This window comes from Staphylococcus sp. Marseille-Q5304 (assembly GCF_943737015.1).
Lineage (GTDB): Bacteria > Bacillota > Bacilli > Staphylococcales > Staphylococcaceae > Staphylococcus > Staphylococcus hsinchuensis.
On the sequence record NZ_CALSFP010000001.1, the window covers coordinates 652,500 to 679,123 of the forward strand.

19 protein-coding genes, 29 tRNA genes and 3 rRNA genes are annotated in these 26,624 nt (G+C 36.8%); 47 read left to right on the top strand and 4 right to left on the bottom strand.

The window, feature by feature from the left end; all coding sequences use genetic code 11:
* Positions 1 to 221: 221 nt before the first annotated feature.
* The 4 genes from recX to NGI30_RS03240 are packed head-to-tail and all read left to right on the top strand — an operon-like array spanning position 222 to position 3,765.
* Complete coding sequence (gene recX / locus NGI30_RS03225) at positions 222 to 1,040, top strand: recombination regulator RecX (protein WP_251942707.1); 819 nt, start codon at positions 222 to 224, stop codon at positions 1,038 to 1,040.
* A complete protein-coding gene (locus NGI30_RS03230; RefSeq protein WP_251518515.1) occupies positions 1,018 to 1,332 on the top strand; it encodes a YfhH family protein in 315 nt (104 codons plus the stop codon). Before recX ends, NGI30_RS03230 begins: the two co-directional genes overlap by 23 nt.
* Positions 1,333 to 1,347: 15 nt before the next feature.
* Positions 1,348 to 2,880: an ATP-binding cassette domain-containing protein gene (locus NGI30_RS03235; protein WP_251518517.1), complete on the top strand. Its 1,533-nt coding sequence runs from the start codon at positions 1,348 to 1,350 to the stop codon at positions 2,878 to 2,880.
* A 9-nt stretch (positions 2,881 to 2,889) separates the two neighbouring features.
* On the top strand, positions 2,890 to 3,765 hold the full coding sequence (locus NGI30_RS03240) for a sugar ABC transporter permease (RefSeq protein ID WP_251518519.1): 876 nt from the start codon (positions 2,890 to 2,892) through the stop codon (positions 3,763 to 3,765).
* 75 nt (positions 3,766 to 3,840) lie between these two features.
* Here NGI30_RS03240 and NGI30_RS03245 read toward each other — a convergent pair whose 3' ends face one another.
* A complete protein-coding gene (locus NGI30_RS03245) occupies positions 3,841 to 4,818 on the bottom strand; it encodes a metal-dependent hydrolase (RefSeq protein ID WP_251942709.1) in 978 nt (325 codons plus the stop codon).
* 122 nt (positions 4,819 to 4,940) lie between these two features.
* Here NGI30_RS03245 and mutY point away from each other — a divergent pair, with 122 nt between their 5' ends.
* The 3 genes from mutY to NGI30_RS03260 all read left to right on the top strand — a co-directional run bounded on the left by mutY (position 4,941) and on the right by NGI30_RS03260 (position 8,580).
* Positions 4,941 to 5,987, top strand: coding sequence for an A/G-specific adenine glycosylase (gene mutY / locus NGI30_RS03250; protein WP_251519070.1), 1,047 nt, complete (start codon positions 4,941 to 4,943; stop codon positions 5,985 to 5,987).
* Positions 5,988 to 6,053: 66 nt separating this feature from the next.
* Positions 6,054 to 6,596 carry a nucleoside tri-diphosphate phosphatase gene (gene ntdP / locus NGI30_RS03255; protein ID WP_232163077.1) on the top strand — a complete coding sequence of 181 codons (543 nt, stop codon included), beginning with the start codon at positions 6,054 to 6,056 and terminating at the stop codon, positions 6,594 to 6,596.
* 247 nt (positions 6,597 to 6,843) lie between these two features.
* Positions 6,844 to 8,580, top strand: a complete 1,737-nt coding sequence (locus NGI30_RS03260; protein ID WP_251942710.1) for an ABC transporter ATP-binding protein — start codon at positions 6,844 to 6,846, stop codon at positions 8,578 to 8,580.
* A 296-nt stretch (positions 8,581 to 8,876) separates the two neighbouring features.
* Here NGI30_RS03260 and NGI30_RS03265 read toward each other — a convergent pair whose 3' ends face one another.
* The gene (locus NGI30_RS03265; protein WP_251518523.1) at positions 8,877 to 9,971 is read right to left on the bottom strand and encodes an FUSC family protein; all 1,095 of its coding nucleotides are present in this window, start codon (positions 9,969 to 9,971) and stop codon (positions 8,877 to 8,879) included.
* Between the two features lie 72 nt (positions 9,972 to 10,043).
* On the bottom strand, positions 10,044 to 11,333 hold the full coding sequence (locus NGI30_RS03270; RefSeq protein WP_251942712.1) for a glutamate-1-semialdehyde 2,1-aminomutase: 1,290 nt from the start codon (positions 11,331 to 11,333) through the stop codon (positions 10,044 to 10,046).
* An 81-nt stretch (positions 11,334 to 11,414) separates the two neighbouring features.
* Between NGI30_RS03270 and bcp the strand changes: the two genes are divergently transcribed.
* The 35 genes from bcp to NGI30_RS03445 all read left to right on the top strand — a co-directional run bounded on the left by bcp (position 11,415) and on the right by NGI30_RS03445 (position 21,650).
* The gene (gene bcp, locus NGI30_RS03275; protein WP_251518527.1) at positions 11,415 to 11,870 is read left to right on the top strand and encodes a thioredoxin-dependent thiol peroxidase; all 456 of its coding nucleotides are present in this window, start codon (positions 11,415 to 11,417) and stop codon (positions 11,868 to 11,870) included.
* Positions 11,871 to 11,874: 4 nt separating this feature from the next.
* Complete coding sequence (locus NGI30_RS03280; protein ID WP_251942714.1) at positions 11,875 to 12,825, top strand: phosphoglycerate dehydrogenase; 951 nt, start codon at positions 11,875 to 11,877, stop codon at positions 12,823 to 12,825.
* Between the two features lie 95 nt (positions 12,826 to 12,920).
* Positions 12,921 to 13,379: a peroxide-responsive transcriptional repressor PerR gene (perR, locus tag NGI30_RS03285; RefSeq protein ID WP_251942716.1), complete on the top strand. Its 459-nt coding sequence runs from the start codon at positions 12,921 to 12,923 to the stop codon at positions 13,377 to 13,379.
* A gap of 725 nt (positions 13,380 to 14,104) precedes the next feature.
* Positions 14,105 to 15,654: ribosomal RNA gene (locus tag NGI30_RS03290) — 16S ribosomal RNA — on the top strand.
* 102 nt (positions 15,655 to 15,756) lie between these two features.
* Positions 15,757 to 15,833 (top strand) — tRNA-Ile (locus NGI30_RS03295).
* A 22-nt stretch (positions 15,834 to 15,855) separates the two neighbouring features.
* A tRNA-Ala gene (locus tag NGI30_RS03300) sits at positions 15,856 to 15,931 on the top strand.
* A 171-nt stretch (positions 15,932 to 16,102) separates the two neighbouring features.
* Positions 16,103 to 19,024, top strand: a 23S ribosomal RNA gene (locus tag NGI30_RS03305).
* A 77-nt stretch (positions 19,025 to 19,101) separates the two neighbouring features.
* Positions 19,102 to 19,216 (top strand): 5S ribosomal RNA (rrf, locus tag NGI30_RS03310).
* The 16S, 23S and 5S rRNA genes sit together here with 29 tRNA genes alongside, the layout of an rRNA operon.
* Positions 19,217 to 19,224: 8 nt before the next feature.
* Positions 19,225 to 19,300, top strand: a tRNA-Val gene (locus NGI30_RS03315).
* A 13-nt stretch (positions 19,301 to 19,313) separates the two neighbouring features.
* Positions 19,314 to 19,389: transfer RNA gene (locus NGI30_RS03320), tRNA-Thr, on the top strand.
* Between the two features lie 6 nt (positions 19,390 to 19,395).
* Positions 19,396 to 19,471, top strand: a tRNA-Lys gene (locus NGI30_RS03325).
* 13 nt (positions 19,472 to 19,484) lie between these two features.
* Positions 19,485 to 19,566, top strand: a tRNA-Leu gene (locus tag NGI30_RS03330).
* Positions 19,567 to 19,569: 3 nt separating this feature from the next.
* A tRNA-Gly gene (locus NGI30_RS03335) sits at positions 19,570 to 19,644 on the top strand.
* Positions 19,645 to 19,651: 7 nt separating this feature from the next.
* A tRNA-Leu gene (locus tag NGI30_RS03340) sits at positions 19,652 to 19,740 on the top strand.
* A gap of 11 nt (positions 19,741 to 19,751) precedes the next feature.
* A tRNA-Arg gene (locus tag NGI30_RS03345) sits at positions 19,752 to 19,825 on the top strand.
* Between the two features lie 8 nt (positions 19,826 to 19,833).
* Positions 19,834 to 19,907 (top strand) — tRNA-Pro (locus tag NGI30_RS03350).
* A gap of 17 nt (positions 19,908 to 19,924) precedes the next feature.
* Positions 19,925 to 20,000: transfer RNA gene (locus tag NGI30_RS03355), tRNA-Ala, on the top strand.
* Between the two features lie 39 nt (positions 20,001 to 20,039).
* Positions 20,040 to 20,113, top strand: a tRNA-Met gene (locus NGI30_RS03360).
* A gap of 28 nt (positions 20,114 to 20,141) precedes the next feature.
* Positions 20,142 to 20,215: transfer RNA gene (locus NGI30_RS03365), tRNA-Ile, on the top strand.
* 11 nt (positions 20,216 to 20,226) lie between these two features.
* Positions 20,227 to 20,319 (top strand) — tRNA-Ser (locus NGI30_RS03370).
* A gap of 30 nt (positions 20,320 to 20,349) precedes the next feature.
* Positions 20,350 to 20,442, top strand: a tRNA-Ser gene (locus NGI30_RS03375).
* A gap of 14 nt (positions 20,443 to 20,456) precedes the next feature.
* Positions 20,457 to 20,530: transfer RNA gene (locus NGI30_RS03380), tRNA-Met, on the top strand.
* 9 nt (positions 20,531 to 20,539) lie between these two features.
* Positions 20,540 to 20,615 (top strand) — tRNA-Asp (locus NGI30_RS03385).
* Between the two features lie 4 nt (positions 20,616 to 20,619).
* A tRNA-Phe gene (locus NGI30_RS03390) sits at positions 20,620 to 20,692 on the top strand.
* A gap of 7 nt (positions 20,693 to 20,699) precedes the next feature.
* A tRNA-Thr gene (locus tag NGI30_RS03395) sits at positions 20,700 to 20,775 on the top strand.
* A 6-nt stretch (positions 20,776 to 20,781) separates the two neighbouring features.
* Positions 20,782 to 20,865, top strand: a tRNA-Tyr gene (locus tag NGI30_RS03400).
* A gap of 11 nt (positions 20,866 to 20,876) precedes the next feature.
* Positions 20,877 to 20,950: transfer RNA gene (locus NGI30_RS03405), tRNA-Trp, on the top strand.
* Positions 20,951 to 20,952: 2 nt separating this feature from the next.
* Positions 20,953 to 21,025, top strand: a tRNA-His gene (locus NGI30_RS03410).
* Positions 21,026 to 21,039: 14 nt separating this feature from the next.
* Positions 21,040 to 21,111, top strand: a tRNA-Gln gene (locus NGI30_RS03415).
* A 5-nt stretch (positions 21,112 to 21,116) separates the two neighbouring features.
* Positions 21,117 to 21,190: transfer RNA gene (locus NGI30_RS03420), tRNA-Cys, on the top strand.
* Between the two features lie 8 nt (positions 21,191 to 21,198).
* A tRNA-Gly gene (locus tag NGI30_RS03425) sits at positions 21,199 to 21,273 on the top strand.
* Between the two features lie 10 nt (positions 21,274 to 21,283).
* Positions 21,284 to 21,358: transfer RNA gene (locus NGI30_RS03430), tRNA-Gly, on the top strand.
* A 9-nt stretch (positions 21,359 to 21,367) separates the two neighbouring features.
* Positions 21,368 to 21,442 (top strand) — tRNA-Gly (locus tag NGI30_RS03435).
* Between the two features lie 9 nt (positions 21,443 to 21,451).
* Positions 21,452 to 21,526: transfer RNA gene (locus NGI30_RS03440), tRNA-Gly, on the top strand.
* A gap of 40 nt (positions 21,527 to 21,566) precedes the next feature.
* Positions 21,567 to 21,650, top strand: a tRNA-Leu gene (locus NGI30_RS03445).
* A 316-nt stretch (positions 21,651 to 21,966) separates the two neighbouring features.
* On the opposite strand, the gene NGI30_RS03450 is transcribed toward NGI30_RS03445, so the two are convergent.
* Positions 21,967 to 22,287 carry a hypothetical protein gene (locus NGI30_RS03450; RefSeq protein ID WP_251519538.1) on the bottom strand — a complete coding sequence of 107 codons (321 nt, stop codon included), beginning with the start codon at positions 22,285 to 22,287 and terminating at the stop codon, positions 21,967 to 21,969.
* Between the two features lie 358 nt (positions 22,288 to 22,645).
* Between NGI30_RS03450 and NGI30_RS03455 the strand changes: the two genes are divergently transcribed.
* The 5 genes from NGI30_RS03455 (at position 22,646) to NGI30_RS03475 (ending at position 26,536) form a co-directional block, all read left to right on the top strand.
* Positions 22,646 to 23,713, top strand: coding sequence for a PTS sugar transporter subunit IIC (locus NGI30_RS03455; protein ID WP_251942718.1), 1,068 nt, complete (start codon positions 22,646 to 22,648; stop codon positions 23,711 to 23,713).
* 247 nt (positions 23,714 to 23,960) lie between these two features.
* Positions 23,961 to 25,088 carry a tRNA epoxyqueuosine(34) reductase QueG gene (queG, locus tag NGI30_RS03460; protein WP_251942720.1) on the top strand — a complete coding sequence of 376 codons (1,128 nt, stop codon included), beginning with the start codon at positions 23,961 to 23,963 and terminating at the stop codon, positions 25,086 to 25,088.
* Positions 25,089 to 25,093: 5 nt separating this feature from the next.
* Positions 25,094 to 25,564 carry a tRNA (uridine(34)/cytosine(34)/5-carboxymethylaminomethyluridine(34)-2'-O)-methyltransferase TrmL gene (trmL, locus tag NGI30_RS03465; protein WP_251519545.1) on the top strand — a complete coding sequence of 157 codons (471 nt, stop codon included), beginning with the start codon at positions 25,094 to 25,096 and terminating at the stop codon, positions 25,562 to 25,564.
* Between the two features lie 179 nt (positions 25,565 to 25,743).
* The gene (locus NGI30_RS03470; protein ID WP_251942722.1) at positions 25,744 to 26,343 is read left to right on the top strand and encodes a 6-phosphogluconolactonase; all 600 of its coding nucleotides are present in this window, start codon (positions 25,744 to 25,746) and stop codon (positions 26,341 to 26,343) included.
* Positions 26,344 to 26,365: 22 nt separating this feature from the next.
* On the top strand, positions 26,366 to 26,536 hold the full coding sequence (locus tag NGI30_RS03475; RefSeq protein WP_251519555.1) for an SAS053 family DNA gyrase inhibitor: 171 nt from the start codon (positions 26,366 to 26,368) through the stop codon (positions 26,534 to 26,536).
* Positions 26,537 to 26,624: the final 88 nt, after the last annotated feature.

Here is a 26,624-nt window from a genome sequence, read left to right on the forward strand (position 1 = left end):
GCTTTTAAAATTCTGTCATCTACTGCCTTATTGAAAAAAAGCTGAGACAAAATAGTTGTCTCAGCTTCTATAATTAATTATATAGTGTAAGGTTTAACATGAGTGAACTCAAATTAAAAATATTTGTGAAATGAATTTATAAATAATGTGTTTACATTTTGTAGTCACTATAATTCCATTCACTTAAAATATGAGTTATTCTATAAATTGGAGTGAATATGATGCCGAAGATAACTAAAATTGAAGTACAAAAAAAGAATAAAGAACGCTTTAATCTATATTTAGATGACGAGTTTGAAATGGGTATTGATGTAAATACCTTTGTTCATTTTAATTTAAAAAAAGGACAAATTGTTGATGCTAAAGATATGCAGCAAATTCAAGATTTCGAACAATATAGACAGGCGATTAATGATGCAATACAGTACATATCATATCGAAAGAGAACGGATTATGAAGTGCAACAACATTTAGCACAAAAAGACTTTTCAGATACAGTTATCGCACAAGTGATTGATTACTGTTATGAGCAAAGATTACTTGATAATAGAGATTATGCAAATAGCTTAAAAAATACGATGTTACTAACTACTGATAAAGGGCCTACTGTTTTTAAGCAAAAGTTAGTGAAAGCAGGCGTTTCGCCTTCAATTATAGAAGATTATGTAAGACGCTATGAAGAAGAACAGCCATTGGATGATATTGTTAAAGTAGCTGCTAAGATTTCCAAACAGAAGAAGGGCCCCGAAATAAAAGTAAAAGAGAAAGTCACGCAATCATTAATGCAAAAAGGCTATACATTTGAACGCATCAATGATGTTTTTGAAGAATTAGATATTTCTCAATCCGAAGATGAATTAAATCATTTATTGCAACGAGATTTGGAAAAATCTTATAATAAATATGCACGAAAATATGAAGGCCAAAAACGTGTAAATAAAACGATAGAAGCCCTTATGAGGAAAGGCTATAAATATGATAAAATTAAAGACAAATTAGAAGAGAGTGGAATTATAGATGGAACAGAAGAAATTGAGTGAAATGAGCGAAATTGAATTAAGACATGAGATACAAGGGTATAAGGAAAAGATGCGTAAAGCAGAGATGAATGGAATATATAATGAATATGACGTTTATCAAAGTAAATTAATAGTAGCAGAAAGTTATTTGATAGACCGTAACAAAGTTGAAATAGGTAAAATTTATAAACTTAATGATGGTTCAGACAATTATTTTAAAGTGGAACGTCTGAAAGGTATTTTTGCTTGGGGTTTTAGAATTAATAGCTCCAAACCTGAAGAAGGTTTACCGCTCGCATTATTAAAAATTTAGAAGGATGAAGATAGGATGGGAAGTTCAATTATATTAAAGTTACTTAATGTAACTACTTATTATAGAGATAAAAAAGCACCTAAATGGTATTTACCCTATGGATATGGTGCCAACGATATAGAATTGAATAATATCAGCCTACATATTTACAAAGGTGAAGCGTTAGCAATTATAGGTGAAGCAGAATCATCTAAAGCACTCATTGGTAGATTGTTGAGTGGTGAAATTAAACCTGACAAAGGTAAAGTTGTGCGTAAAAGAGATGTCTTTTTTGCAGATATTTCTGATAAGAAACAACAAGATGACACGGTTCATAATTACGTGTCTGAAGCTGTTTCACTTTTCTCTGATAATGGAAAAACTAACAAAACTGAAGAACTAATTAAAGAAGCACAACTGAATGAACAGACGTCTCAACAAATTAATCAACTTTCTGATATTTCTTATGCTAATTTATTATTTGTACTAGCAAAGCATTCAAAAGCAAGTGTGATTATTTTTAATCATATAATTGAACATTTAGATGATACATTTGTTGAACAAGCAATAGCTTTAAGCGAATCATACATAGAAGACAATTTAACGATTATTTCAATTGATGATAATCTTGAACGCGTTGAACAAACTTCAAATTACGCGACATGGATATCACATGGTCAATTGAGGATGACAGGTTCTGTGAGCGAAGTATTTTCACAATATAGAGAACATGAATCTGATTGGCAATCATTAGAAACGGAAGATGAAAGATCCAACTTTGATTTGGATTGGAAGAAAAAAAGAACGCGTGTACCTGAATTATCATATAATTTCAGACGTACAGAGAGATATGAGCATATTAATACGCCTCACGCGATTACAAGATTTTGGACTATATTATTATCTTGTTTAGCTGCACTTCTTTTTGTCGCAGTGTTGTTATTTAATAATGTAGGCGTAATGAATATGGGGAATGATGTTAACCATGCTTCAATTCAAACAAAACATAAAGATACTTATGAAGAGAAACTCGCATATGGAATTAATTTAAAGAATAAGGTAAAACTTAAAGGCTTGAATCACAATAAAAATATATCTGCAAAACGTTATGCATTTTTAACGATCACTGGTGAGAACAGTAAAAACTATCGAATTATCCTTGATAATAAACAATATACAATTCCTAAAAATCAAATACGTTACTTTGACCCAGCAGGTTTATTTGAAAAACACAGTTTAAAAGCTTTATCACCATATATTCATTCAAAATATAGTAAATTCAATGAATTCTACAACGGCAATTTGCATAAATCACATAAAAAAGTGACTGATTCATTAAAACCAAAAGATGATAAAGATAATCGCTTAGTAACACCAATTTTACAACAACCAATGTCTATGATCTTTAACGATCGAAATGACTTAACAGGATTTGTAGTTCCAATTAAAGATAAAGCAAAATTAAAGAAAAAGTTTAATATAGATAGTGATTTTTGGATAGTAAAATCAGGAGATGGTTATTTCATGGCAGATGTGAAAAATAATAAATGGATATATATTGAATTGTAGGTGTAATGAATGTCAGAGATAAAAAATAATGTTTTCAAAAGAATGCCATCTTTCTTTAAAATTGCGATAAATCAATTCAAAGCACAATGGCTTTGGTTCATTATCCCATTCGCTGTAAGTTTAATTATGCTTGGAATAATGATGTTAGTATTTAACCTTAATCAAACTGACGAAGTTAAACAAGCCAATGGTTATTTTAGGTTAGCTGGTATATTCAGTTTTGCAATGATCATCATCACAATTTATAAAAATTATACGTCATTTAAAAAGCACTATTATGTCAACAAATTATTTAACATAAATCCTATTTATTATTTCGTTGTTGTTTCTGCTATTACAAGCATATTAATGTTGATTGCTGTAACGGCAATTGCTTTAGTCATGCCAGTAAATTTAGAACATTCATTTTTATCATTATTATATTATGTAATTATGTCATTTATATTTATGGTAGTGGCATCAACCATTTTCGGATTGTTAACCGTTATTAGAAAAAATGTAAAGTTTCTGTTTATTATAATTACTGTTATTTCTTTTTTAATGGTACCTATCATTTTTATACCAAATAATAGTAATTCTATATTGATACATTTGTTTATGTTAAATCCATTTTTCTATTTAATACAAGGTATTGCGCAATCAGTAGTACTAGGTAGAGAAAGTTTGAAAAACTTACCTTATCATTTATATTTCTATATATGGATTGGATTTGGCATATTTATTATTTTCACTTTAAATAGAATAGTGGCACATAAAAAACATCATCAAAAACTATTAGATCAAGAAAAGATGGCAACTACTAATAAAGATTATCAAGAAAAAAATGATACAGAAGACAATGATACAAGTGAAACTACTTCATCAGAAAATATAACTACAAAGTAAACTCATAAATCAAAAAGGGAGCAAGACGGAAATCTAAAAGTTGTAATTAGATTTCAACGTCTTGCTCCTTTTGTTTTAATTAGCAAACAATTTCTTTTGTAATTTATCTTCACTAAATACCCAACCGATATAAGAATGATCAATTTGATTGTGTTGGTTTAAATGGACAATAGCTACGAAAGAGTAGTGATCTTTCCTTAAATAACGCAAATCAATCAAACGAACTTCTGTCGTATTATCATCTAATGTTGTAGTTTGCCAACGATAAATGGAAGAGAAATTAAGAAATGTCTTAACGTTTTTATCATCTTTAACGTAGTTTAATAGTTCTTCACTGAGTGATGGTTGGCGTTTTGTTTTGTCGCTAAAGACAACATTTTTGCCAAAGCTTCTTCCAACATAATCATGAGCTTCAGTTTGAATTGCAACACGCCACTCCATAAAACGGATTGTAGGTGCCACAAAGATTTTGACTGGTTTATGATCATTTTGAATTTGTCTTAAAGCTTGTTCTTTGATAAGGGCTTGCATTCTAAATCTGATAATGTAATATACAACAAGTAATGCTACTATTGGAAAGAAAACTGCATAGGGATGTACACCCATAACCCAAATCATAATTCCAATACACCAAATGGCAAAGATTATTGGATCAAAGGTATTGATTACACTGAGTTGTATCCATTTTGTAGAAATTGGTCTGAGCGCTTGCGTCCCATATGAGTTAAAAATATCTACAAAAACATGTAAGAATACAGCCAATTGTGCCCATAACCATATATGTGTAACATCTATGTTTTTGAAAAATATATAAACCAATAGTGCGATTAATAATGGCCAAAATAGTGTAAAAGGAATTGAATGTGTAATGCCTCTATGATGTGTAATATAAGTGGCGTTATTTTTTAACTTTAAAACGGTGTCACTATCAGGTATTAAAGAACCACCAACTAAAGTGGTTGCGGTGGCAGCAAAGGGGCCAGCCATAGCTGGATCTTGGGTAGCTAAAGCAGATAGGGCGACACCCATTGCAATGTGAGTAGCTGTGTCCATATATTTTCACTCATTTCATGTCGAATTTATATTTATTATAAGCGATGTGCTTTTATATTAAAAATAACAGAGTTATATACACAACCAATAATTTTAAATAATAAGAGAAAGAGATGTTTTTTATGTATTCCGAAGCTAATTTTAAATCAAAATTAATACATTGGTTTGATGAAAACCAACGTCAAATGCCTTGGAGAGAAACGACGAATCCGTATTATATCTGGCTCAGTGAAGTCATGTTACAACAAACACAAGTAAATACTGTAAGAGAATATTACTTAAAATTCATTAATCGTTTTCCTACAATAAGTGATTTAAGCAAAGCTGAAGAAGATGAAGTTTTAAAATATTGGGAAGGGTTAGGCTATTATAGTCGTGCTCGAAATTTCCATACAGCAGTTAAAGATGTAGATGAAAATCATGCCGCTACTGTTCCAAGAGATCCAGAAATATTTAAGAAACTAAAAGGTGTGGGACCTTATACGCAAGCTGCTGTCATGAGTATTGCATTCGATCAACCTTTGGCTACTGTTGATGGTAATGTATTTAGAGTTTGGTCTAGATTAAATAACGACAACAGAGATACGAAATTGCAATCAACACGTAAGGCATATGAGATAGAATTATCGCCTTATGTACAAAGTCAATCTGGCACGTTTAATCAAGCGATGATGGAACTAGGTGCATTGGTTTGCACACCAAAAAATCCTCTTTGTCTATTTTGTCCGGTACAACAACATTGCGAAGCATTTGAACAAGGAACGGTATCAGAATTACCTGTGAAATCAAAAAAGATTAAAAAGAAAAACGTAAAACAACATGTGTATATTATTAAAAATCTTAATGACGAAGTGCTCATTGAAAAGCGTAAGGCAAAATTACTGAACAATATGTGGGAGTTCCCAATGTATGAAGCCACTGCATCTGAGGGTATAAATCAAGCTTTAAATATTGATATTCCAATTTCAACAACACCGATAAAACATTTGAAACATCAATTTACTCATTTAACGTGGGATATAGATGTGTTCGAAGCCAAGACAGCCGTGGATCATACAAAAACAGAACTACCTGAAGAAATGACATGGATGAAAATGACAGATAAAGAAATGTATAATTTTCCAGTAAGTATGACGAAAATTTATGAATTTATTAAGAAACAATTTTAGATTCGTGGTTAAACTCAGACTTATGTTATAATGCTCTATGTAAAAAAATAAAAGGTGGTGTGGAGCATGGTAAAAGAGTCCATACCTAAAGAAGGTCAGACAATTAAAATACAAAGTTATAAACATGATGGTAATATCCACCGTGTTTGGTCTGAAACTACAATTTTAAAAGGTACGGATCATGTTGTTATAGGTGGTAATGACCACACACTCGTTACTGAGAGTGATAGTCGCACTTGGATTACCAGGGAACCTGCAATCGTATATTTCCATTCAGAATACTGGTTTAATGTGATATGCATGTTCAGAGAAGATGGTGTTTACTATTATTGTAATTTATCTTCTCCATTCGTATGTGATGAGGAAGCGTTAAAATACATCGATTACGATTTAGATATCAAGGTTTATCCAAATGGAAAATACCATCTATTAGACGAGGATGAATATGAACAGCATATGAAACAAATGAATTATTCATCAGATATTGATAAGATTTTAAGAAGAAATGTAGATATCCTTCAACAATGGATAGAACAGAAGAAAGGTCCCTTTGCTCCAGATTTTATTAAAGTGTGGCGCGAAAGATATAAAAAAGTAAGAAATTATTAAGCACATTTGATGTATAAAAGTTAATTATCGTTTATAGTGAAGTGCGTGAGACAGAAATTGTAAGGTTGAGACAAATGATTTAGTATACTGAAGGCCATATACAGCGTACTAATTTGTCCCATCCTCTATAAATGTAATCGCTATATAAACATAATTAACTCTCAGTCATTGTGCGTTTACAACAGCCTAGTTGAATGATCAACATAGGCTGTTTCATTTGTTTAATAATAAGGAGGTAAATCAGATTATGATTCGCAGATATTTGCAATTTGTTAAGCCTTATAAATGGCGAATCATTGCCACGATAATAATCGGTATAATTAAATTTGGTATACCTATGTTGATACCTCTTTTAATAAAGTTTGTAATTGATGACGTCATTAATAACAGCGGAATTACAACAAACGAGAAGTTTATGAGACTTGGTATTGCATTAGGTATTGCCTTGTTTATTTTTGTCATTGTGCGTCCACCAATTGAGTTCTTACGTCAATATTTAGCGCAATGGACAAGTAACAAAATATTATATGATATTCGTAAGAAATTATATACGCATTTACAAGCACTAAGTGCACGATTTTATGCAAATAATCAAACTGGGCAAGTCATTTCACGTGTTATCAATGATGTGGAACAAACGAAAGACTTTATTTTAACTGGTTTGATGAACATCTGGTTAGATTGTGTGACTATCGTCATCGCATTATCTATTATGATCTTTTTAGATTTCAAATTGACACTGGCAGCAGTACTTATTTTCCCAGTTTATATATTAACCGTTTATTTCTTCTTTGGACGTTTAAGAAAATTAACACGTAAAAGATCACAAGCTTTAGCGGAAGTACAAGGCTTTTTACATGAACGTGTTCAAGGTATGTCTATTATTAAAAGTTTTGCCATCGAAGATAACGAGGCAAGAAACTTTGATAAACATAATAAACATTTCTTAGAGAGAGCATTTAACCATACACGATGGAATGCCTATTCATTCTCTGCAATCAATACAGTGACAGATATTGGTCCGATCATTGTCATTGGTGTTGGTGCATACTTTGCTATTACCGGATCAATTACTGTAGGTACGTTAGCAGCATTCGTCGGTTATTTAGAGCAACTCTTTGGTCCGTTGAGACGTCTTGTTTCTTCATTTACGACATTGACGCAAAGCTTTGCATCAATGGATCGTGTATTCCAATTAATGGATGAAGATTACGATATAAAAAATAAAAAAGGTGCCCAACCGATTGAAATTAAAAAAGGGAATATTGAATTAAATGATGTAAGCTTTAAATATAACTATAACGAAGCAAAAGTATTAAAAAATATCAATCTAAATGTTAACCAAGGTGAAACTGTTGCCTTTGTAGGTATGAGTGGTGGCGGTAAATCAACTTTAATTAATTTAATCCCTCGTTTTTATGACGTATCAGAAGGTGAAATTAAGATTGATGATACAAATATTAAGTCATACTTAACAGGAAGCTTGAGAAACCAAATCGGTTTAGTTCAACAAGACAATATTCTGTTCTCAGATACGATTAAAGAGAATATATTATTAGGTCGACCTGATGCTACAGAGGACGAAGTGATTGAAGCGGCTAAGATGGCTAACGCACATGATTTTATTATGAACTTACCTGAAGGTTACGATACAGAAGTAGGGGAAAGAGGCGTAAAACTATCAGGTGGTCAAAAGCAACGTGTTTCAATTGCTCGAATCTTCCTAAATAATCCACCAATTATTATTCTTGATGAAGCGACAAGTGCACTTGATTTAGAAAGTGAATCAATTATTCAAGAAACACTTAACATATTGAGTGAGAACCGTACGACGTTGATCGTAGCTCACAGACTTTCTACAATTACACATGCAGATAAGATTGTAGTATTAGAAAATGGTCAAATTGTAGAAACAGGTACGCATCAAGAACTCATAGATAAAAAAGGTGCTTACGAACATCTTTATAGCATTCAAAACTTATAGAAGAATATTTATTGATATATTAAAAGTAAGATATATATCTTTGAAAGAGCCCATCCAAAAGATTATTAATTTAACCTTTTGGATGGGTTATTTTTATAAAAAATGCTATTAATCGCTTACGTAAAAATCTCAGTACCTAAAACATTCCGTATCTATATCATTGATACATTATATTTTATAATGAGTACATTTAGATAGGTGCCTTGCAATTAATAAAAAAGGCAATTTCTATATTGTTTTAATAGAAATCGCCTTTTCCACGTGTGAAAATATTTCATGTAATAGTTATTTTTAGATTATAAATCAAAATCTTCTTCGTAAATATCAATTTCATTATCATTTCTATGATAGGAGAAAAAGCTCATACGCAAACGATCAAGATGTTCTAAGATATGGTGATATTCCTCGATAGCAGAAATAATTTGCATCACATTTGAATAAGTATAGCCATCTTGATATGGGTCTTTAATGATTTCTTTAATATATGCATCAATTAAATCTTTCTTTTGAGGGTTTTGTATTTGTGTATCAAGTTGACACACATCATAACGTGCTTTTTTAGATAGACTTATGAAAATCTGTTCATGATACGCAATCAAATCATCGATTTCTAGTTTGATTTGCAATAATAATTCTTGATTTAAGTTATGCAAATCGTTTTGATAACGGTTCATTTTCTTTAAGACTTCATAAGCTTGACGTGTACTACGCACGACCTCTTTGAAAAGTATCTTTTTTCTATTTTGTGAATAAGTTTTCTTTTTCGACCATGGCTTTTCTTCTGCATAATAAGCATAAGTTTGTTCAAGTTTGTTAATCCTTTTGCTAATAAGCCCTCTGTCTTCTTTAATATTATGGTAATCGGAAGTATCATTGAGTACTAATTTAAACCACACGAAAATATCAGAGCATATATTTAATGCATTATAGTAAATCTTAGATTCAAATTTTGGTGGTAAAAATAAAAGATTGACGAGGGAAGAACTGGTTACACCTATCATTACAAGTATAAAACGGTAAAATGCAGAAACATAGAAATTTCCGGTGTGCTGTCCCATTATAATTAAAGCTGTCACACTTGCTAACGTAGCAACATGAGCTAAATTAAATTGGAATAAAAGTGCAATGAGTAAAATAACAGTTACACCCATAATTACAACATTATCGCCAAATATTGTAACCATTGCAACAGCGAGTAAGGCACCAACAAAGTTACCAAGTGCTTGTTCGGATACGGTCTTAAGTGAACGATAGACACTTGGTTGCATTGCTACCACAGCACTGACCCCAGCTATTGCTTTTAAACCAGCTTCATTCGGTAATAGAGAAGCGATAAACAAAGCAAGTATAATGGCTATACCTGTCTTAAGAATACGAGCTCCTAATTTCAAACGTACCGCTCCTTCATTATATTTATTTGTAGTTAATACTTGTTATACAATGATAATGAATAAAATTCAAGTTTATTTCATTTGACTGAATGCGTAATCTGCTGCATCTAATGTTTCGTCTATATCTTTTTCTGTATGTTCTGTTGTTAAGAACCATGCTTCAAACTTAGACGGTGCAAGGTTAATACCTTGATGTAACATGAGTTTAAAGAATTGAGCAAAGGCTTCACCGTCTGTATTTTCTGCTTGATCATAATTGCTTACTTTTTCATCAGTAAAATAGAGTGTTAAAGCACCATAAACTCTGTTGACAGTTGCTTTAATTTGATGTTTTTGAATAAGTTTGTTTAAACCTTCTTCTAAACGTTGGCCAAGTTGGTCTAGCTTGTCGTAAACGCCATCTTGTTCTAACACTTCAAGTAAGGCAATTCCTGCTTTCATTGAAAGTGGATTACCAGCCATTGTACCAGCTTGATAAGCAGGACCTAATGGGGCTACTTGTTCCATAATGTCTTGATTACCACCATATCCACCAATCGGTAGTCCGCCGCCAACGATTTTACCAAATGCAGTTAAATCTGGGTACACTTTATATAAATCTTGTGCAGCCCCATAATGGAAACGAAACGCAGAAATAACTTCATCATAAATCACTAAACTCCCATTATCGTGTGTGAGCTGATTTACTTCTTCTAAAAAGCCAGGCTTCGGTTCTACCATACCGAAATTTCCAACTATAGGTTCTACTAATACGGCAGCAATTTCATCTCCCCAATGTTCTAAAGCTTCCTTATAAGCTTCAATATCGTTATAAGGGACGGTAATAACTTCTTTGGCAACGCTTTGTGGCACACCAGCTGAATCTGGAGAGCCTAATTGAGAAGGGCCACTGCCGGCTGAGACTAACACTAAATCAAAATGTCCATGATATTGACCTGCAAATTTAATAATCTTATTTCGATTCGTATAAGCACGGGCGATACGAATTGTTGTCATTACTGCTTCAGTTCCAGAATTTACAAAACGAATCTTTTCCAATGAGGGAACGGCTTCTCTTAATTTTTTAGCAAAGTCAATTTCAAGTTCAGTAGGTGTACCATACAACACGCCTTGTGCAGCTTGTTCTTGAATTGCTTTTGTAATGTGTGGGTGAGCATGGCCAGTAATAATTGGTCCATAAGCTTGTAAATAATCGATGTATTTATTTCCATCAACATCATATAAATATGCACCTTCACCAGAGCGCATCATTACAGGAGCGCCTCCACCTACAGCTTTGTATGAGCGAGAAGGAGAATTTACGCCACCTAATATATATTCGTCAGAGAATTTTTGAAGTCTTTCACTTTCGTTAAAATTCATGTGTATCAACCTCTTTTAATTTAATATTTTCGACTATTATCGTATCATAAAATAAAGTATAAACAGAAATAGGTGAGACATATGTTACAAAAAGGAGATCAGTTTCCACAATTTAATTTAGAAAATCAAAATGGTGAAATCATTTCAAAAGACGCATTAAAAGGAAGTAAAGTGATTCTATACTTTTATCCAAGAGATAATACGCCTACATGTACGACAGAAGCTTGTGATTTTCGTGATAATATTGCCTTATTTAATGAAGCAAATGTGAAAGTTTATGGTATAAGTGGAGATTCAAAGCGAAAACATCAAAATTTTATTAATAAACTAGATTTGAATTTTGATTTACTCGTAGATGAAGATTATAAATTATCTGAAGAACTTGGCGTTTATCGAGAGAAGAAAGCATTCGGTAAAACTTCGATGGGAATTGTAAGAACAACTTTTGTTCTTGATGAAGATGGAACAGTTCTTGACCTTATAGAAAACGTTAAAGTTAAAACACAAATGCAACAATTAAAAGATATATTGGGGTGATAGAATGAAAGTGGTTGGATTAAGAAGATTAGGAGATATGGAAGATAAGCTACAACAACAATTTAAAGATGTTGATTTCATTTTTACCGATGGCGTATCCGAAGTAAAAAAGGAAGATCAAGATGATTTAGATATTATATTTGGTTATGATGGCAACATATCTCAATCCTTTCTAGAACAATGCCCTCAATTAAAATGGATTGCTTGGTACTCAACTGGTGTAAATAATTTACCACTTAAATATATAGATGAAAATAACATTTTATTAACGAATGGTAGAGGGATCCATGCGAAACAAATGGCAGAATTTATAATCGGCTTTATTTTAGACGACTATAAAATGATGAGAACGTCTTATGATAATCAAAATAATAGAAAGTACGATTCAAAGATTACTGCACCTATGGTTAAAGGAGAACGTATACTATTTTTAGGAACTGGCAATATCGCTCAACGTACCACTACTATTGCAAAAGCACTCGGTCTTCATATTACTGGTGTAAACACATCTGGTAGATCAGTTAAAGATTTTGAAAAAACGTATGCAATTGATGACCTAAATGAAGCGCTAGAACAAGCGGATATTGTAGTAAATACTTTGCCTGAAACTGAGAAAACAGTTCACCTACTTAACAAAGCACATTTTGAACGTATGAAAGATACTGCTCTGTTTATTAATGTAGGTAGAGGTACAATTGTTAAAGAAGAGATAATTATCAATGCATTAAAAGAACGACTAATAAGATATGCATATTTAGATGTATTTGAAAATGAACCCCTGAAATCCAATAATCCATTATATGACCTTGAAAACGTAACGATAACTGCACATATAACAGGAAATGGAGCAGATCACAGTAAAGAAGCGACACTATTATTCATGGATAATTTATCCCATTTTCTCAATTACGGTAAGTTAATTGAGAATGAAGTCGAACCACAAAATGGTTATTAAGTTGATTCTGACATTGTTTATTGACATTCCACACTTTTAACAGTTATATTAATATTAAGTAATAATCATTATTAAATAGAAAGATGGTGAGGGAAATGAGTGCAGAAATGGATACAATTGAACACGAATTAGAAGATTCGATTGCTACATTAAGACAAGCCGGGATTAGAATTACTCCCCAGAGACAAGCAATTTTAAAATTTATGATTGCTTCACATACACATCCAACTGCAGATGAAATTTATCAAGCACTTTCACCAGATTTTCCTAATATAAGTGTTGCTACAATATACAATAATTTACGTGTTTTTAAAGAAACAGGTATAGTCAAAGAATTACCATATGGTGATTCTTCTAGTCGTTTCGATTTTAATACACATAACCATTATCATGTTATATGTGAACAGTGTGGTAAGATTGTTGATTTCCATTATCCACAATTGGATGAAGTTGAGCAATTAGCCCAACACGTAACTGACTTTAATATAACGCATCACCGTATGGAAATTTATGGTCTGTGTAAAGAATGCCAAGATAAAAAATCTAACAGTTAATTGAAATCTTAAGCTGTGGTTTCTAAAGTGATTGCTAAGATATAACAGCTTTATGAAACCATGATTGTTATGTTAAGGATAAGACATTGAATTGTCTTATCTTTTTTTATTTTCACAAAGTTTATATACGCTGAGAAACAAGTGCTTAGTAGTGGTTGTATGCAAATAAGGCTTTTTTAATAGAAGAAATGAGAAATGGCTAGTTATTTATATCTAATCTCGTCAATGTAAAGTAATAAAAGAGGCGTTATTAATATAAAGATTTACATAGTCATTTACACTATATTTACATTTAATACAATTAAACAATAATAAAACGTTTGAAAGGTAAAATTAAACTAAAAATATCCTTGAATATGATTGACTATGCTATTTAAAGTTGATATTATAAAAAAGTCGTCAAAACAAGAGCGACAAAAACAGTATTAGCCTTTCCTTATCAATTCAAAAAAGTGTAAAATTGATACTTGTTAATTGGTTGAGAAGGTAATACAATAGAAAACGTTGAGTTCAAAAAAACACAACAAACTTAATAAATAAAAAAGAATTTTATTATTGACTTAATATTTACTTAATGTTAGAATAAATTCTTGTAACGTGAAAAATGAACATTGAAAACTGAATGACAATATGTCAACGTTAATTCCAAACACAACAACTTAAAGTTGTTAAAAAGTGTTGAAGAAACACATTTAGTATTATGAGCTAATCAAACATCATAAATTTTTATGGAGAGTTTGATCCTGGCTCAGGATGAACGCTGGCGGCGTGCCTAATACATGCAAGTCGAGCGAACAGATAAGGAGCTTGCTCCTTTGACGTTAGCGGCGGACGGGTGAGTATCACGTGGGTAACCTACCCATAAGACTGGAATAACTCCGGGAAACCGGGGCTAATGCCGGATAATATTTAGAACCGCATGGTTCTAAAGTGAAAGATGGCCTTGCTATCACTTATGGATGGACCCGCGCCGTATTAGCTAGTTGGTAAGGTAACGGCTTACCAAGGCAACGATACGTAGCCGACCTGAGAGGGTGATCGGCCACACTGGAACTGAGACACGGTCCAGACTCCTACGGGAGGCAGCAGTAGGGAATCTTCCGCAATGGGCGAAAGCCTGACGGAGCAACGCCGCGTGAGTGATGAAGGTCTTCGGATCGTAAAGCTCTGTTATTAGGGAAGAACAAATGCGTAAGTAACTGTGCGCGTCTTGACGGTACCTAATCAGAAAGCCACGGCTAACTACGTGCCAGCAGCCGCGGTAATACGTAGGTGGCAAGCGTTATCCGGAATTATTGGGCGTAAAGCGCGCGTAGGCGGTTTTTTAAGTCTGATGTGAAAGCCCACGGCTCAACCGTGGATGGTCATTGGAAACTGGAAAACTTGAGTGCAGAAGAGGAAAGTGGAATTCCATGTGTAGCGGTGAAATGCGCAGAGATATGGAGGAACACCAGTGGCGAAGGCGACTTTCTGGTCTGCAACTGACGCTGATGTGCGAAAGCGTGGGGATCAAACAGGATTAGATACCCTGGTAGTCCACGCTGTAAACGATGAGTGCTAAGTGTTAGGGGGTTTCCGCCCCTTAGTGCTGCAGCTAACGCATTAAGCACTCCGCCTGGGGAGTACGACCGCAAGGTTGAAACTCAAAGGAATTGACGGGGACCCGCACAAGCGGTGGAGCATGTGGTTTAATTCGAAGCAACGCGAAGAACCTTACCAAATCTTGACATCCTTTGATCGCTCTAGAGATAGAGTTTTCCCCTTCGGGGGACAAAGTGACAGGTGGTGCATGGTTGTCGTCAGCTCGTGTCGTGAGATGTTGGGTTAAGTCCCGCAACGAGCGCAACCCTTAAGCTTAGTTGCCATCATTAAGTTGGGCACTCTAGGCTGACTGCCGGTGACAAACCGGAGGAAGGTGGGGATGACGTCAAATCATCATGCCCCTTATGATTTGGGCTACACACGTGCTACAATGGACAATACAAAGGGCAGCTAAACCGCGAGGTCAAGCAAATCCCATAAAGTTGTTCTCAGTTCGGATTGTAGTCTGCAACTCGACTACATGAAGCTGGAATCGCTAGTAATCGTAGATCAGCATGCTACGGTGAATACGTTCCCGGGTCTTGTACACACCGCCCGTCACACCACGAGAGTTTGTAACACCCGAAGCCGGTGGAGTAACCTTTGGAGCTAGCCGTCGAAGGTGGGACAAATGATTGGGGTGAAGTCGTAACAAGGTAGCCGTATCGGAAGGTGCGGCTGGATCACCTCCTTTCTAAGGATATATTCGGAACATCTTCTACGAAGATGAAACGGAATAACAACGACATATTGTATTCAGTTTTGAATGCTCATTTTGAGCGTTTAAATACGAAATGGGCCTATAGCTCAGCTGGTTAGAGCGCACGCCTGATAAGCGTGAGGTCGGTGGTTCGAGTCCACTTAGGCCCACCATTTCATATTAATTTTATATAACGGGGGCTTAGCTCAGCTGGGAGAGCGCCTGCTTTGCACGCAGGAGGTCAGCGGTTCGATCCCGCTAGTCTCCACCATTATAATTATTGTACATTGAAAACTAGATAAATAAGTAAAATAATGATTTTACCAAGCAAAACCGAGTGAATAGCGTGTATACGCTTGAATTCAAAAAATAATCGCTAGTGTTCGAAAGAACACTCACAGATTAATAACGTTTGCTTTTTAGTCTTTTGACTAAAAACATAGATTAAGTTATTAAGGGCGCACGGTGAATGCCTTGGCACTAGAAGCCGATGAAGGACGTTACTAACGACGATATGCTTTGGGGAGCTGTAAGTAAGCTGTGATCCAGAGATTTCCGAATGGGGAAACCCAACACGAGTTATGTCGTGTTATCGATATGTGAATACATAGCATATCCGAAGGTAGACGCGGAGAACTGAAACATCTTAGTACCCGCAGGAAGAGAAAGAAAAATCGATTCCCTGAGTAGCGGCGAGCGAAACGGGAAGAGCCCAAACCAATGAGCTTGCTTATTGGGGTTGTAGGACACTCTCTACGGAGTTAGAAAAGAATAGATTAGACGAAGTAACTGGAAAGTTACATCAGAGAAGGTAATAATCCTGTAGTCGAAAATCTGTTCACTCTTGAGTGGATCCTGAGTACGACGGAGCACGTGTAATTCCGTCGGAATCTGGGAGGACCATCTCCTAAGGCTAAATACTCTCTAGTGACCGATAGTGAACCAGTACCGTGAGGGAAAGGTGAAAAGTACCCCGGAAGGGGAGTGAAATAGAACTTGAAACCGTGTGCTTACAAGTAGTCAGAGCCCGTTAATGGGTGATGGCGTGCCTTTTGTAGAATGAACCGGCGAGTTACGATCTGATGCAAGGTTAAGCAGCAAATGTGGAGCCGTAGCGAAAGCGAGTCTGAATAGGGCGTTGAGTATTTGGTCGTAGACCCGAAACCAGGTGATCTACCCATGACCAGGCTGAAGTTCAGGTAACACTGAATGGAGGGCCGAACCGACTTACGTTGAAAAGTGAGCGGATGAGTTGTGGGTAGCGGAGAAATTCCAATCGAACCTGGAGATAGCTGGTTCTCTCCGAAATAGCTTTAGGGCTAGCCTCAAGTGATGATTATTGGAGGTAGAGCACTGTTTGGACGAGGGGCCCTTCTCGGGTTACCGAATTCAGACAAACTCCGAATGCCAATCAATTTAACTTGGGAGTCAGAACGCGAGTGATAAGATCCGTGTTCGAAAGGGAAACAGCCCAGACCACCAGCTAAGGTCCCAAAATATATGTTAAGTGGAAAAGGATGTGGCGTTGCCCAGACAACTAGGATGTTGGCTTAGAAGCAGCCATCATTTAAAGAGTGCGTAATAGCTCACTAGTCGAGTGACACTGCGCCGAAAATGTACCGGGGCTAAACATATTACCGAAGCTGTGGATTGTCCGTAGGACAATGGTAGGAGAGCGTTCTAAGGGCGTTGAAGCATGATCGCAAGGACATGTGGAGCGCTTAGAAGTGAGAATGCCGGTGTGAGTAGCGAAAGACGGGTGAGAATCCCGTCCACCGATTGACTAAGGTTTCCAGAGGAAGGCTCGTCCGCTCTGGGTTAGTCGGGTCCTAAGCTGAGGCCGACAGGCGTAGGCGATGGATAACAGGTTGATATTCCTGTACCACCATGATTCGTTTTAAGCGATGGGAGGACGCAGTAGGATAGGCGAAGCGTGCTGTTGGAGTGCACGTCCAAGCAATAAGACTGAGTGTTAGGCAAATCCGACACTCATAAGGTCAAGTTGTGATGGGGAGAGGAAATTGTTTCCTCGAGTCGCTGATTTCACACTGCCAAGAAAAGTCTCTAGCTAGAATACTGGTGCCCGTACCGCAAACCGACACAGGTAGTCAAGATGAGAATTCTAAGGTGAGCGAGCGAACTCTCGTTAAGGAACTCGGCAAAATGACCCCGTAACTTCGGGAGAAGGGGTGCTCTTTAGGGTGCAAGCCCAGGAGAGCCGCAGTGAATAGGCCCAAGCGACTGTTTATCAAAAACACAGGTCTCTGCTAAACCGTAAGGTGATGTATAGGGGCTGACGCCTGCCCGGTGCTGGAAGGTTAAGAGGAGTGGTTAGCTTCTGCGAAGCCACGAATCGAAGCCCCAGTAAACGGCGGCCGTAACTATAACGGTCCTAAGGTAGCGAAATTCCTTGTCGGGTAAGTTCCGACCCGCACGAAAGGCGTAACGATTTGGGCACTGTCTCAACGAGAGACTCGGTGAAATCATAGTACCTGTGAAGATGCAGGTTACCCGCGACAGGACGGAAAGACCCCGTGGAGCTTTACTGTAGTCTGATATTGAAATTCGGCACAGCTTGTACAGGATAGGTAGGAGCCTTAGAAACGTGAGCGCTAGCTTACGTGGAGGCGTTGGTGGGATACTACCCTTGCTGTGTTGGATTTCTAACCCGCACCATTAATCATGGTGGGAGACAGTGTCAGATGGGCAGTTTGACTGGGGCGGTCGCCTCCTAAAGAGTAACGGAGGCGCTCAAAGGTTTCCTCAGAATGGTTGGAAATCATTCATAGAGTGTAAAGGCATAAGGAAGCTTGACTGCGAGACCTACAAGTCGAGCAGGGTCGAAAGACGGACTTAGTGATCCGGTGGTTCCGCATGGAAGGGCCATCGCTCAACGGATAAAAGCTACCCCGGGGATAACAGGCTTATCTCCCCCAAGAGTTCACATCGACGGGGAGGTTTGGCACCTCGATGTCGGCTCATCGCATCCTGGGGCTGTAGTCGGTCCCAAGGGTTGGGCTGTTCGCCCATTAAAGCGGTACGCGAGCTGGGTTCAGAACGTCGTGAGACAGTTCGGTCCCTATCCGTCGTGGGCGTAGGAAATTTGAGAGGAGCTGTCCTTAGTACGAGAGGACCGGGATGGACATACCTCTGGTGTACCAGTTGTCGTGCCAACGGCATCGCTGGGTAGCTATGTATGGACGGGATAAGTGCTGAAAGCATCTAAGCATGAAGCCCCCCTCAAGATGAGATTTCCCAACTTCGGTTATAAGATCCCTCAAAGATGATGAGGTTAATAGGTTCGAGGTGGAAGCGTAGCGATACGTGGAGCTGACGAATACTAATCGATCGAAGACTTAATCAATTTTTAAACGTTTTGTTTGGTTTCATTCATTTTACTTATTATCTAGTTTTGAATGTATAATTTCATACATTGCATTGTCTGGTGACAATGGCAAGGAGGTCACACCTGTTCCCATGTCGAACACAGAAGTTAAGATCCTTAGCGCCGATGGTAGTCGGACTTACGTTCCGCAAGAGTAGGACGTTGCCAGGCAATTATTCGGAGGATTAGCTCAGCTGGGAGAGCATCTGCCTTACAAGCAGGGGGTCGGCGGTTCGAACCCGTCATCCTCCACCATTTAAATACATTAGCCGGCCTAGCTCAACTGGTAGAGCAACTGACTTGTAATCAGTAGGTTGGGGGTTCAAGTCCTCTGGCCGGCACCATGTTTTGAGCCATTAGCTCAGTTGGTAGAGCATCTGACTTTTAATCAGAGGGTCAGAGGTTCGAATCCTCTATGGCTCACCATTTGAATTTACATGCGGGTGTGGCGGAATTGGCAGACGCACTAGACTTAGGATCTAGCGCCTTACGGCGTGGGGGTTCGACTCCCTTCACCCGCATATGCAGAAGTAGTTCAGCGGTAGAATACGACCTTGCCAAGGTCGGGGTCGCGGGTTCGAATCCCGTCTTCTGCTCCATTATAGTGCCGGGGTGGCGGAACTGGCAGACGCACAGGACTTAAAATCCTGCGGTGAGAGATCACCGTACCGGTTCGATTCCGGTCCTCGGCACCATTTAAATTTTTGCGCCCGTAGCTCAACTGGATAGAGCGCTTGACTACGGATCAAGAGGTTATGGGTTCGACTCCTATCGGGCGCGTTAGTTTACGGGAAGTAGCTCAGCTTGGTAGAGCACTTGGTTTGGGACCAAGGGGTCGTAGGTTCGAATCCTGTCTTCCCGATAACCAAATAAAATATTGGGGGCTTAGCTCAGCTGGGAGAGCGCCTGCTTTGCACGCAGGAGGTCAGCGGTTCGATCCCGCTAGTCTCCACCATGTTTTTAATATAAATTAAATACTGATAAATTCAATATCGGCGGTGTAGCTCAGCTGGCTAGAGCGTACGGTTCATACCCGTGAGGTCGGGGGTTCGATCCCCTCCACCGCCATCATATTTTATTTATAAATTATATTTTAGGACCTTTAGCTCAGTTGGTCAGAGCTAACGGCTCATAACCGTTCGGTCGCAGGTTCGAATCCTGCAAGGTCCATATAATTTTTTGGAGGAATACCCAAGTCCGGCTGAAGGGATCGGTCTTGAAAACCGACAGGGGCTTAACGGCCCGCGGGGGTTCGAATCCCTCTTCCTCCGCCATTTTTACAATTTAATACTTTTTATTTTAATGGAGGAATACCCAAGTCTGGCTGAAGGGATCGGTCTTGAAAACCGACAGGAGTTTAACGGCTCGCGGGGGTTCGAATCCCTCTTCCTCCGCCATTAAATAACATTATCGCGGGATGGAGCAGTTCGGTAGCTCGTCGGGCTCATAACCCGAAGGTCGGTGGTTCAAATCCGCCTCCCGCAATTATATTTAGGTCCCGTAGTGTAGCGGTTAACACGCCTGCCTGTCACGCAGGAGATCGCGGGTTCGATTCCCGTCGGGACCGCCATTATGGTTCAGTAGCTCAGTTGGTAGAGCAATGGATTGAAGCTCCATGTGTCGGCAGTTCGACTCTGTCCTGAACCATTCATATGCCGGCCTAGCTCAACTGGTAGAGCAACTGACTTGTAATCAGTAGGTTGGGGGTTCAAGTCCTCTGGCCGGCACCATCTCATGGAGGGGTAGCGAAGTGGCTAAACGCGGCGGACTGTAAATCCGCTCCTTCGGGTTCGGCAGTTCGAATCTGCCCCCCTCCACCATTAGTTAAAATAGGGGCATATTTCAACGGTAGAATAGAGGTCTCCAAAACCTTTGATGTGGGTTCGATTCCTACTGCCCCTGCCATGGCGGTTGTGGCGAAGTGGTTAACGCATCGGATTGTGGTTCCGACACTCGTGGGTTCGATTCCCATCAACCGCCCTTAATAACATTAATGGGCTATAGCCAAGCGGTAAGGCAACGGACTTTGACTCCGTCACGCGCTGGTTCGAATCCAGCTAGCCCAGTTATTGGCGGCATAGCCAAGTGGTAAGGCAGAGGTCTGCAAAACCTTTATCACCGGTTCAAATCCGGTTGCCGCCTCCATGAAATATGCGGGAGTAGTTCAACTTTTAGAACACGTTCCTTCCCGGAACGAGGTATAGGTGCAAGCCCTATCTTCCGCTCCATTTTTAATATGCGGGAGTAGTTTAACTCTTAGAACACATTCCTTCCCGGAATGAAGTATAGGTGTAAGTCCTATCTTCCGCTCCATTTTAATATGCGGGAGTAGTTTAACTCTTAGAACACGTTCCTTCCCGGAACGAGGTATAGGTGCAAGTCCTATCTTCCGCTCCATTTTAATATGCGGGAGTAGTTTAACTTTTAGAACACATTCCTTCCCGGAATGAAGTATAGGTGTAAGTCCTATCTTCCGCTCCATTTGATTGCTTCCGTTATGGAAGTTTTTTGTTTATCTAAAGCCGGTGTGGCGGAATTGGCAGACGCGCGGGACTCAAAATCCCGTTCCATTTATGGAGTGTCGGTTCGAACCCGACCACCGGTATTCATTTAACATCATAAAGCATCATTTTATTTTAGGAATCCCACAACCACGGGGTTCCGTTTTTTTATATAATCCATTAAGTATCAATATTTTGGACAACGAGTGGACAACAAGGCTATTTTTAAGTGGCCATTGTCCAAAAACACTTGAGACCGGTGGGACTCTAAGGATTGAGAGGTACAAAAAAATATTTTTATAGACATTGCCATAATTCAACTGTTTTTATTGTGGACGTTGTTCAGAATAGCTATTTTCTGTAAGATACAAAAGGTTAAAAGTCATAAAAGTAAAACCCCACCTTAAAAGGTGGGGTTTTTTATTTAAATTTATTTGGATATTTTTCTAATATTTCTTTTGGTATTTTATCTTTAGAAACTTTTTTTGTATCTACGATAACTCCTTTACCATCTGTCGTATGTACACGTATGATGTCACCATGTTGATACTTTTGGTTTGAGGTTAAATCATATACTTTCATAGTATTGTCTTTAGCTACTAAGTTATAAGCTGTTTTATTATCAGAGGATATAACACCATAATAATATTCATCTTCGTTTAAGTATTGAAAACCACCTATAATCAAACCAATAAATAAGGCCGGGATAAGCAAAAGTATTATTATAAATAGTTTTTTCATGTTGTTCTCCTTTTCCTAGATTGAAAACTTATTATATATTTAATTGATAAAACAAACATCATACTTAAGCCTTATTTTGATTAATCCAATTTAAATGTCATATTTATATAAATTGGATTTATTTTTAATTTTTTTAAGCCTACACCTAATTCTAAAATTAAACAATTATTCTACTGATTTACGATAGCAATACGATTATTTTCAAGTTGTGAAGATTATCTCAAATTTATTTGAGAATGATAAGTCGTACGATGTTTATTTTTCTGAAACTATTTCTATATTTAATCAAAATTTATATTGTAGTTTTTGTTAATTTATAATATTATTAGTCTAATGTTTTAATACGGAGGTCAAAAGCATGTCGACAAGTAAAAATGCCTCAATGACAGGCAAACAATTTTTCAGTAATATTTTACAAGCGGTTGGAGCAGGGGTAGTTATTGCTTTGTTACCTAATGCGCTACTTGGGGAATTATTAAAGTTCTTTAAAACTGGTAACCTTTTATTGGAAAATATTTATCAATTTGTAGTACTCATTCAATCATTTATGGCTTTTATTATTGGAGTTTTAGCGGCACATCAATTTAAATTTAATGGCCCAGGTGCTGCTATGACTGGAGTTTCTGCCATGTTAGGCAGTGGTGCTGTTGTTATTTCTGAAGGTGGCTTTATGTTGAAAGGTATAGGAGATATAATTAATACGATTATTGTTGTTATTATTGCTTGTTTCTTCTATATGTTATTACAAAATAAGCTCGGTTCATTAGAAATGATTATTTTACCTGTTTTAATACCAGTACTAAGTGGAATCATAGGTATTTTTACTTTGAAATATGTTTCTCACATAACAAAAGCTTTAGGTAATATGGTAAATACATTCACAGAGCTCAATCCGTTGTTAATGTCTGTATTAATATGCGTAACCTATGCATTATTGATGGTTACACCTATATCAGTAGTGGCTATTGCAACTGCAATTAGTTTGTCTGGTTTAGGAAGTGGCGCGGCAAATATGGGTATTGTAGCTGCTTGTGTAACGTTCTTATTTGGTTCACTTCGCATTAATGGTGCTGGCGTGAATATCGTGTTATTGATAGGTGCAGCTAAAATGATGATTCCAGTTTACTTTAAGCATTTGATTATCGCTGTACCGCTAGCTATTAATGGTATTATATGTGGACTCGTTGCTTACTTTATCGATATTAAAGGCACGCCAATGTCTGCAGGATTTGGTTATACAGGTCTCGTTGGTCCTATTAATGCATTTAACCGTATGGATGGAGACCCAACAATGAATATTATACTTTTAGTTATAGGCTACTTAGTTATTCCATTTACTTCAGGATATCTTGTGCATCAATTATGTAAAAAGATATTACCTCGATATTCAGATGAAATATACAAATTTGAAATTACAAATCAATAAATTTATTTAATTAAGATCCAGTTTGCAAGTAATCTTGTAAACTGGTTTTTTAATAATATAAGCAACTTTTACGTTTACGAGTTTTCACATTTCCTTTAAAAATCATTAACAATATAGGAGTAATTTTAGAATAGAAATAGATAGTGAGAGTGAGGTACAAGTTTAAAATAGTAAATTCTCAATGCTTTTATTTAAAATAATGTGTTAAAATGTCACGTGTATGTTTTTTAATATGGGGTGTAAATTAGTGGATATTAAACAATTAAAGCAAGATGTAATTAACTATGCTCACTCAATTGGTATAGATAGTATTGGTTTTACAACGGCAGACCCTTTTGATGAGATGAAACAAAAGCTCGTTGATTATCATGAAAAAGGTTATGCTTCTGGTTTTGAAGAGTCAGACATAAATTTGCGTACAGAGCCTAAATTATCATTGCCAACTGCTCGGTCGATTATTGCAATTGCAGTCGGTTATCCAAATAAATTAAAGGGTGCCCCACGAAGTAAACGAGGAGACCGTAGAGGTATGTTTGCACGTGCTTCATGGGGTCAAGATTATCATACGATTATGCGAAAAAGATTGGATAAATTAGCAGAGTATCTCCAATCACGAGTGCCTGATGTAGAGATACAGTCGATGGTAGATACTGGCGTACTGTCAGATAGAGCAGTTGCAGAAAGAGCTGGGCTCGGATATGTAGGTAGAAATGGATTTGTCATAAATCCAGATTTAGGTACATGGACCTACCTCGGAGAAATGTTAGTTAGCATCCCGTTCGAGCCAGATGACCCACTACTTGATAGTTGTGGTGATTGTACGATTTGTGTTGATCGTTGTCCAACAGGCGCACTTGTAGGTGATGGTCAATTAAATAGTCAAAAGTGTATCAGTTTCTTAACCCAGACAAAAGGCTATTTGCAAGATGAATACCGTTATAAAATTGGTAATAGACTTTACGGCTGCGACACGTGCCAACAAGTTTGTCCTAGAAATAAAGGCATCAATACACAACATGATGATATCGTATTAGAACCTGAGATCTTGAAACCAAGACTTGTCCCATTATTGAAAATGAGTAACAAAGAGTTTAAAAATACGTATGGACATCTAGCAGGTGCATGGCGTGGAAAGAAACCTATACAGCGTAATGCTATAATCGCATTAGCACACTTTAATGAAGAATCAGCAATCCCGGATTTACAAGATGTGGCAATCAATGACCCACGCCCGATGATTAGAGGCACAGCATATTGGGCGATTGGGCAAATACAAGGAGAAACAGCCAGACCTTTTATTAATCAACATTATGATAAAGAGTTAGAAGAAGTCCAACAAGAAATGATTAAAGGGCTTGAAATGAGGAGCGAATAACAAAAATGACAAATCATATTGTATTATTTCAACCAGAAATCCCTGGTAACACCGGAACAATTGCGCGTACTTGTGCAGGTACTGATACAAACCTACATCTAATTAAACCATTAGGCTTTAGCACAGATGATAAGATGTTAAAACGTGCAGGATTAGACTATTGGGATACTGTAAATATCACTTATCATGAAAGTATAGAAGCGTTCTTTGAAGATACTGAAGGAGCTTATTATTTGATCACAAAATTTGGCGATCATATTTATTCAGATTTTGACTTTTCTGATGTGGAACAAGATCATTATTTTATTTTTGGAAGAGAAACGACAGGGTTACCTGATTGGGTTAAAGACGCTTATAATAATACTGCGTTACGTATTCCAATGAATGATAATATTAGATCTCTGAACTTATCAAATACTGCATCTTTAATTATATATGAAGTTTTAAGACAGCAAGATTTTCCAAGTTTGAAATAAAAGTTAATAAATAAATGAAATATTTAGTTTAAATTTGTATAATGAAAGTAAGTAGTTTAAATGGCTAATTCGTAGACTTGAGTAATTGACTCTAATTAGTTTACTTATACAATGATACGGGTATGTATAAAAATAATACTATAACGTGTCTTAAAAGAATAAGAGGAGTGTAAATCGATATGGCAATGAATTTTAAAGTTTTAGAAAATGAACATGACGTAGCTGTATATACTGCAGACATTTTAAGAAAACAATTTAATAACAATCCAACAACAATCGCAGGTTTCCACCTTGCAAAAGAAAGTGCACCTGTATTAGATGAATTAAAGAAAAATGTTGATAGACATGCAGTTGATTTCAGTCAAGTAAACATTTTAGATTATGATGATAAAAAATCATATTTTTCTGCATTAGGCGTACCTGAAAGCCAAGTTTATAACGTTTCATTCGGTGAAGATACTGAATCATTTATCAAAGACAAAATGAAAACAAAAGAAAATAAAGGTAAATTAATTACACAAGTACTTTCAATGGATTCACATGGTAAATTAGATATTAGTGTTAAGCAAGGTTTATTCTCAGCTCGTGAAGTAATCTTAGTCGTTACTGGTCATGACAAAAAAGAAGTTGTGCATAAATTATATGAAGAAAACGGTCAATCAAGCTTTGAACCATCAGATTTAAAAGCACACCGTATGGTTAACGTAGTGCTTGATAAAGCAGCTGCAGAAGGCTTACCTGAAGACGTTAAACAATATTTCACAGCACGCTTTGCATAAGTAAAAATTGTGAGGTGTTAATATGACTACTGACAAGCACAATGAACATCAACATACTGATACTGAAAATGAAATGGTAGACGGTTACGATGATGTTGTAGAACTTGGCAAAGAAATGGAACAAATTTCTGAAGAAAATGATGAAGACAAATTAAATAAAACGCATGATTCAGAAGTACGTTCGGATTTATGATTTCTTAAATGAGGCTTCATGATGAGTTAGTAATTCATCATGAGGTCTTTTTTATGCTTGTAACAATAAAACATATCATCAAGAAATT

Bases quoted from the DNA above. Each gene is read 5' to 3' on its own strand.
- recX (WP_251942707.1), top strand. From the start codon at position 222: ATGCCGAAGATAACTAAAATTGAAGTACAAAAAAAGAATAAAGAACGC.
- NGI30_RS03230 (WP_251518515.1), top strand. From the start codon at position 1,018: ATGGAACAGAAGAAATTGAGTGAAATGAGCGAAATTGAATTAAGACAT.
- NGI30_RS03235 (WP_251518517.1), top strand. From the start codon at position 1,348: ATGGGAAGTTCAATTATATTAAAGTTACTTAATGTAACTACTTATTAT.
- NGI30_RS03240 (WP_251518519.1), top strand. From the start codon at position 2,890: ATGTCAGAGATAAAAAATAATGTTTTCAAAAGAATGCCATCTTTCTTT.
- NGI30_RS03245 (WP_251942709.1), bottom strand. From the start codon at position 4,818: ATGGACACAGCTACTCACATTGCAATGGGTGTCGCCCTATCTGCTTTA.
- mutY (WP_251519070.1), top strand. From the start codon at position 4,941: ATGTATTCCGAAGCTAATTTTAAATCAAAATTAATACATTGGTTTGAT.
- ntdP (WP_232163077.1), top strand. From the start codon at position 6,054: ATGGTAAAAGAGTCCATACCTAAAGAAGGTCAGACAATTAAAATACAA.
- NGI30_RS03260 (WP_251942710.1), top strand. From the start codon at position 6,844: ATGATTCGCAGATATTTGCAATTTGTTAAGCCTTATAAATGGCGAATC.
- NGI30_RS03270 (WP_251942712.1), bottom strand. From the start codon at position 11,333: ATGAATTTTAACGAAAGTGAAAGACTTCAAAAATTCTCTGACGAATAT.
- bcp (WP_251518527.1), top strand. From the start codon at position 11,415: ATGTTACAAAAAGGAGATCAGTTTCCACAATTTAATTTAGAAAATCAA.
- NGI30_RS03280 (WP_251942714.1), top strand. From the start codon at position 11,875: ATGAAAGTGGTTGGATTAAGAAGATTAGGAGATATGGAAGATAAGCTA.
- perR (WP_251942716.1), top strand. From the start codon at position 12,921: ATGAGTGCAGAAATGGATACAATTGAACACGAATTAGAAGATTCGATT.
- NGI30_RS03450 (WP_251519538.1), bottom strand. From the start codon at position 22,287: ATGAAAAAACTATTTATAATAATACTTTTGCTTATCCCGGCCTTATTT.
- NGI30_RS03455 (WP_251942718.1), top strand. From the start codon at position 22,646: ATGTCGACAAGTAAAAATGCCTCAATGACAGGCAAACAATTTTTCAGT.
- trmL (WP_251519545.1), top strand. From the start codon at position 25,094: ATGACAAATCATATTGTATTATTTCAACCAGAAATCCCTGGTAACACC.
- NGI30_RS03470 (WP_251942722.1), top strand. From the start codon at position 25,744: ATGGCAATGAATTTTAAAGTTTTAGAAAATGAACATGACGTAGCTGTA.
- NGI30_RS03475 (WP_251519555.1), top strand. From the start codon at position 26,366: ATGACTACTGACAAGCACAATGAACATCAACATACTGATACTGAAAAT.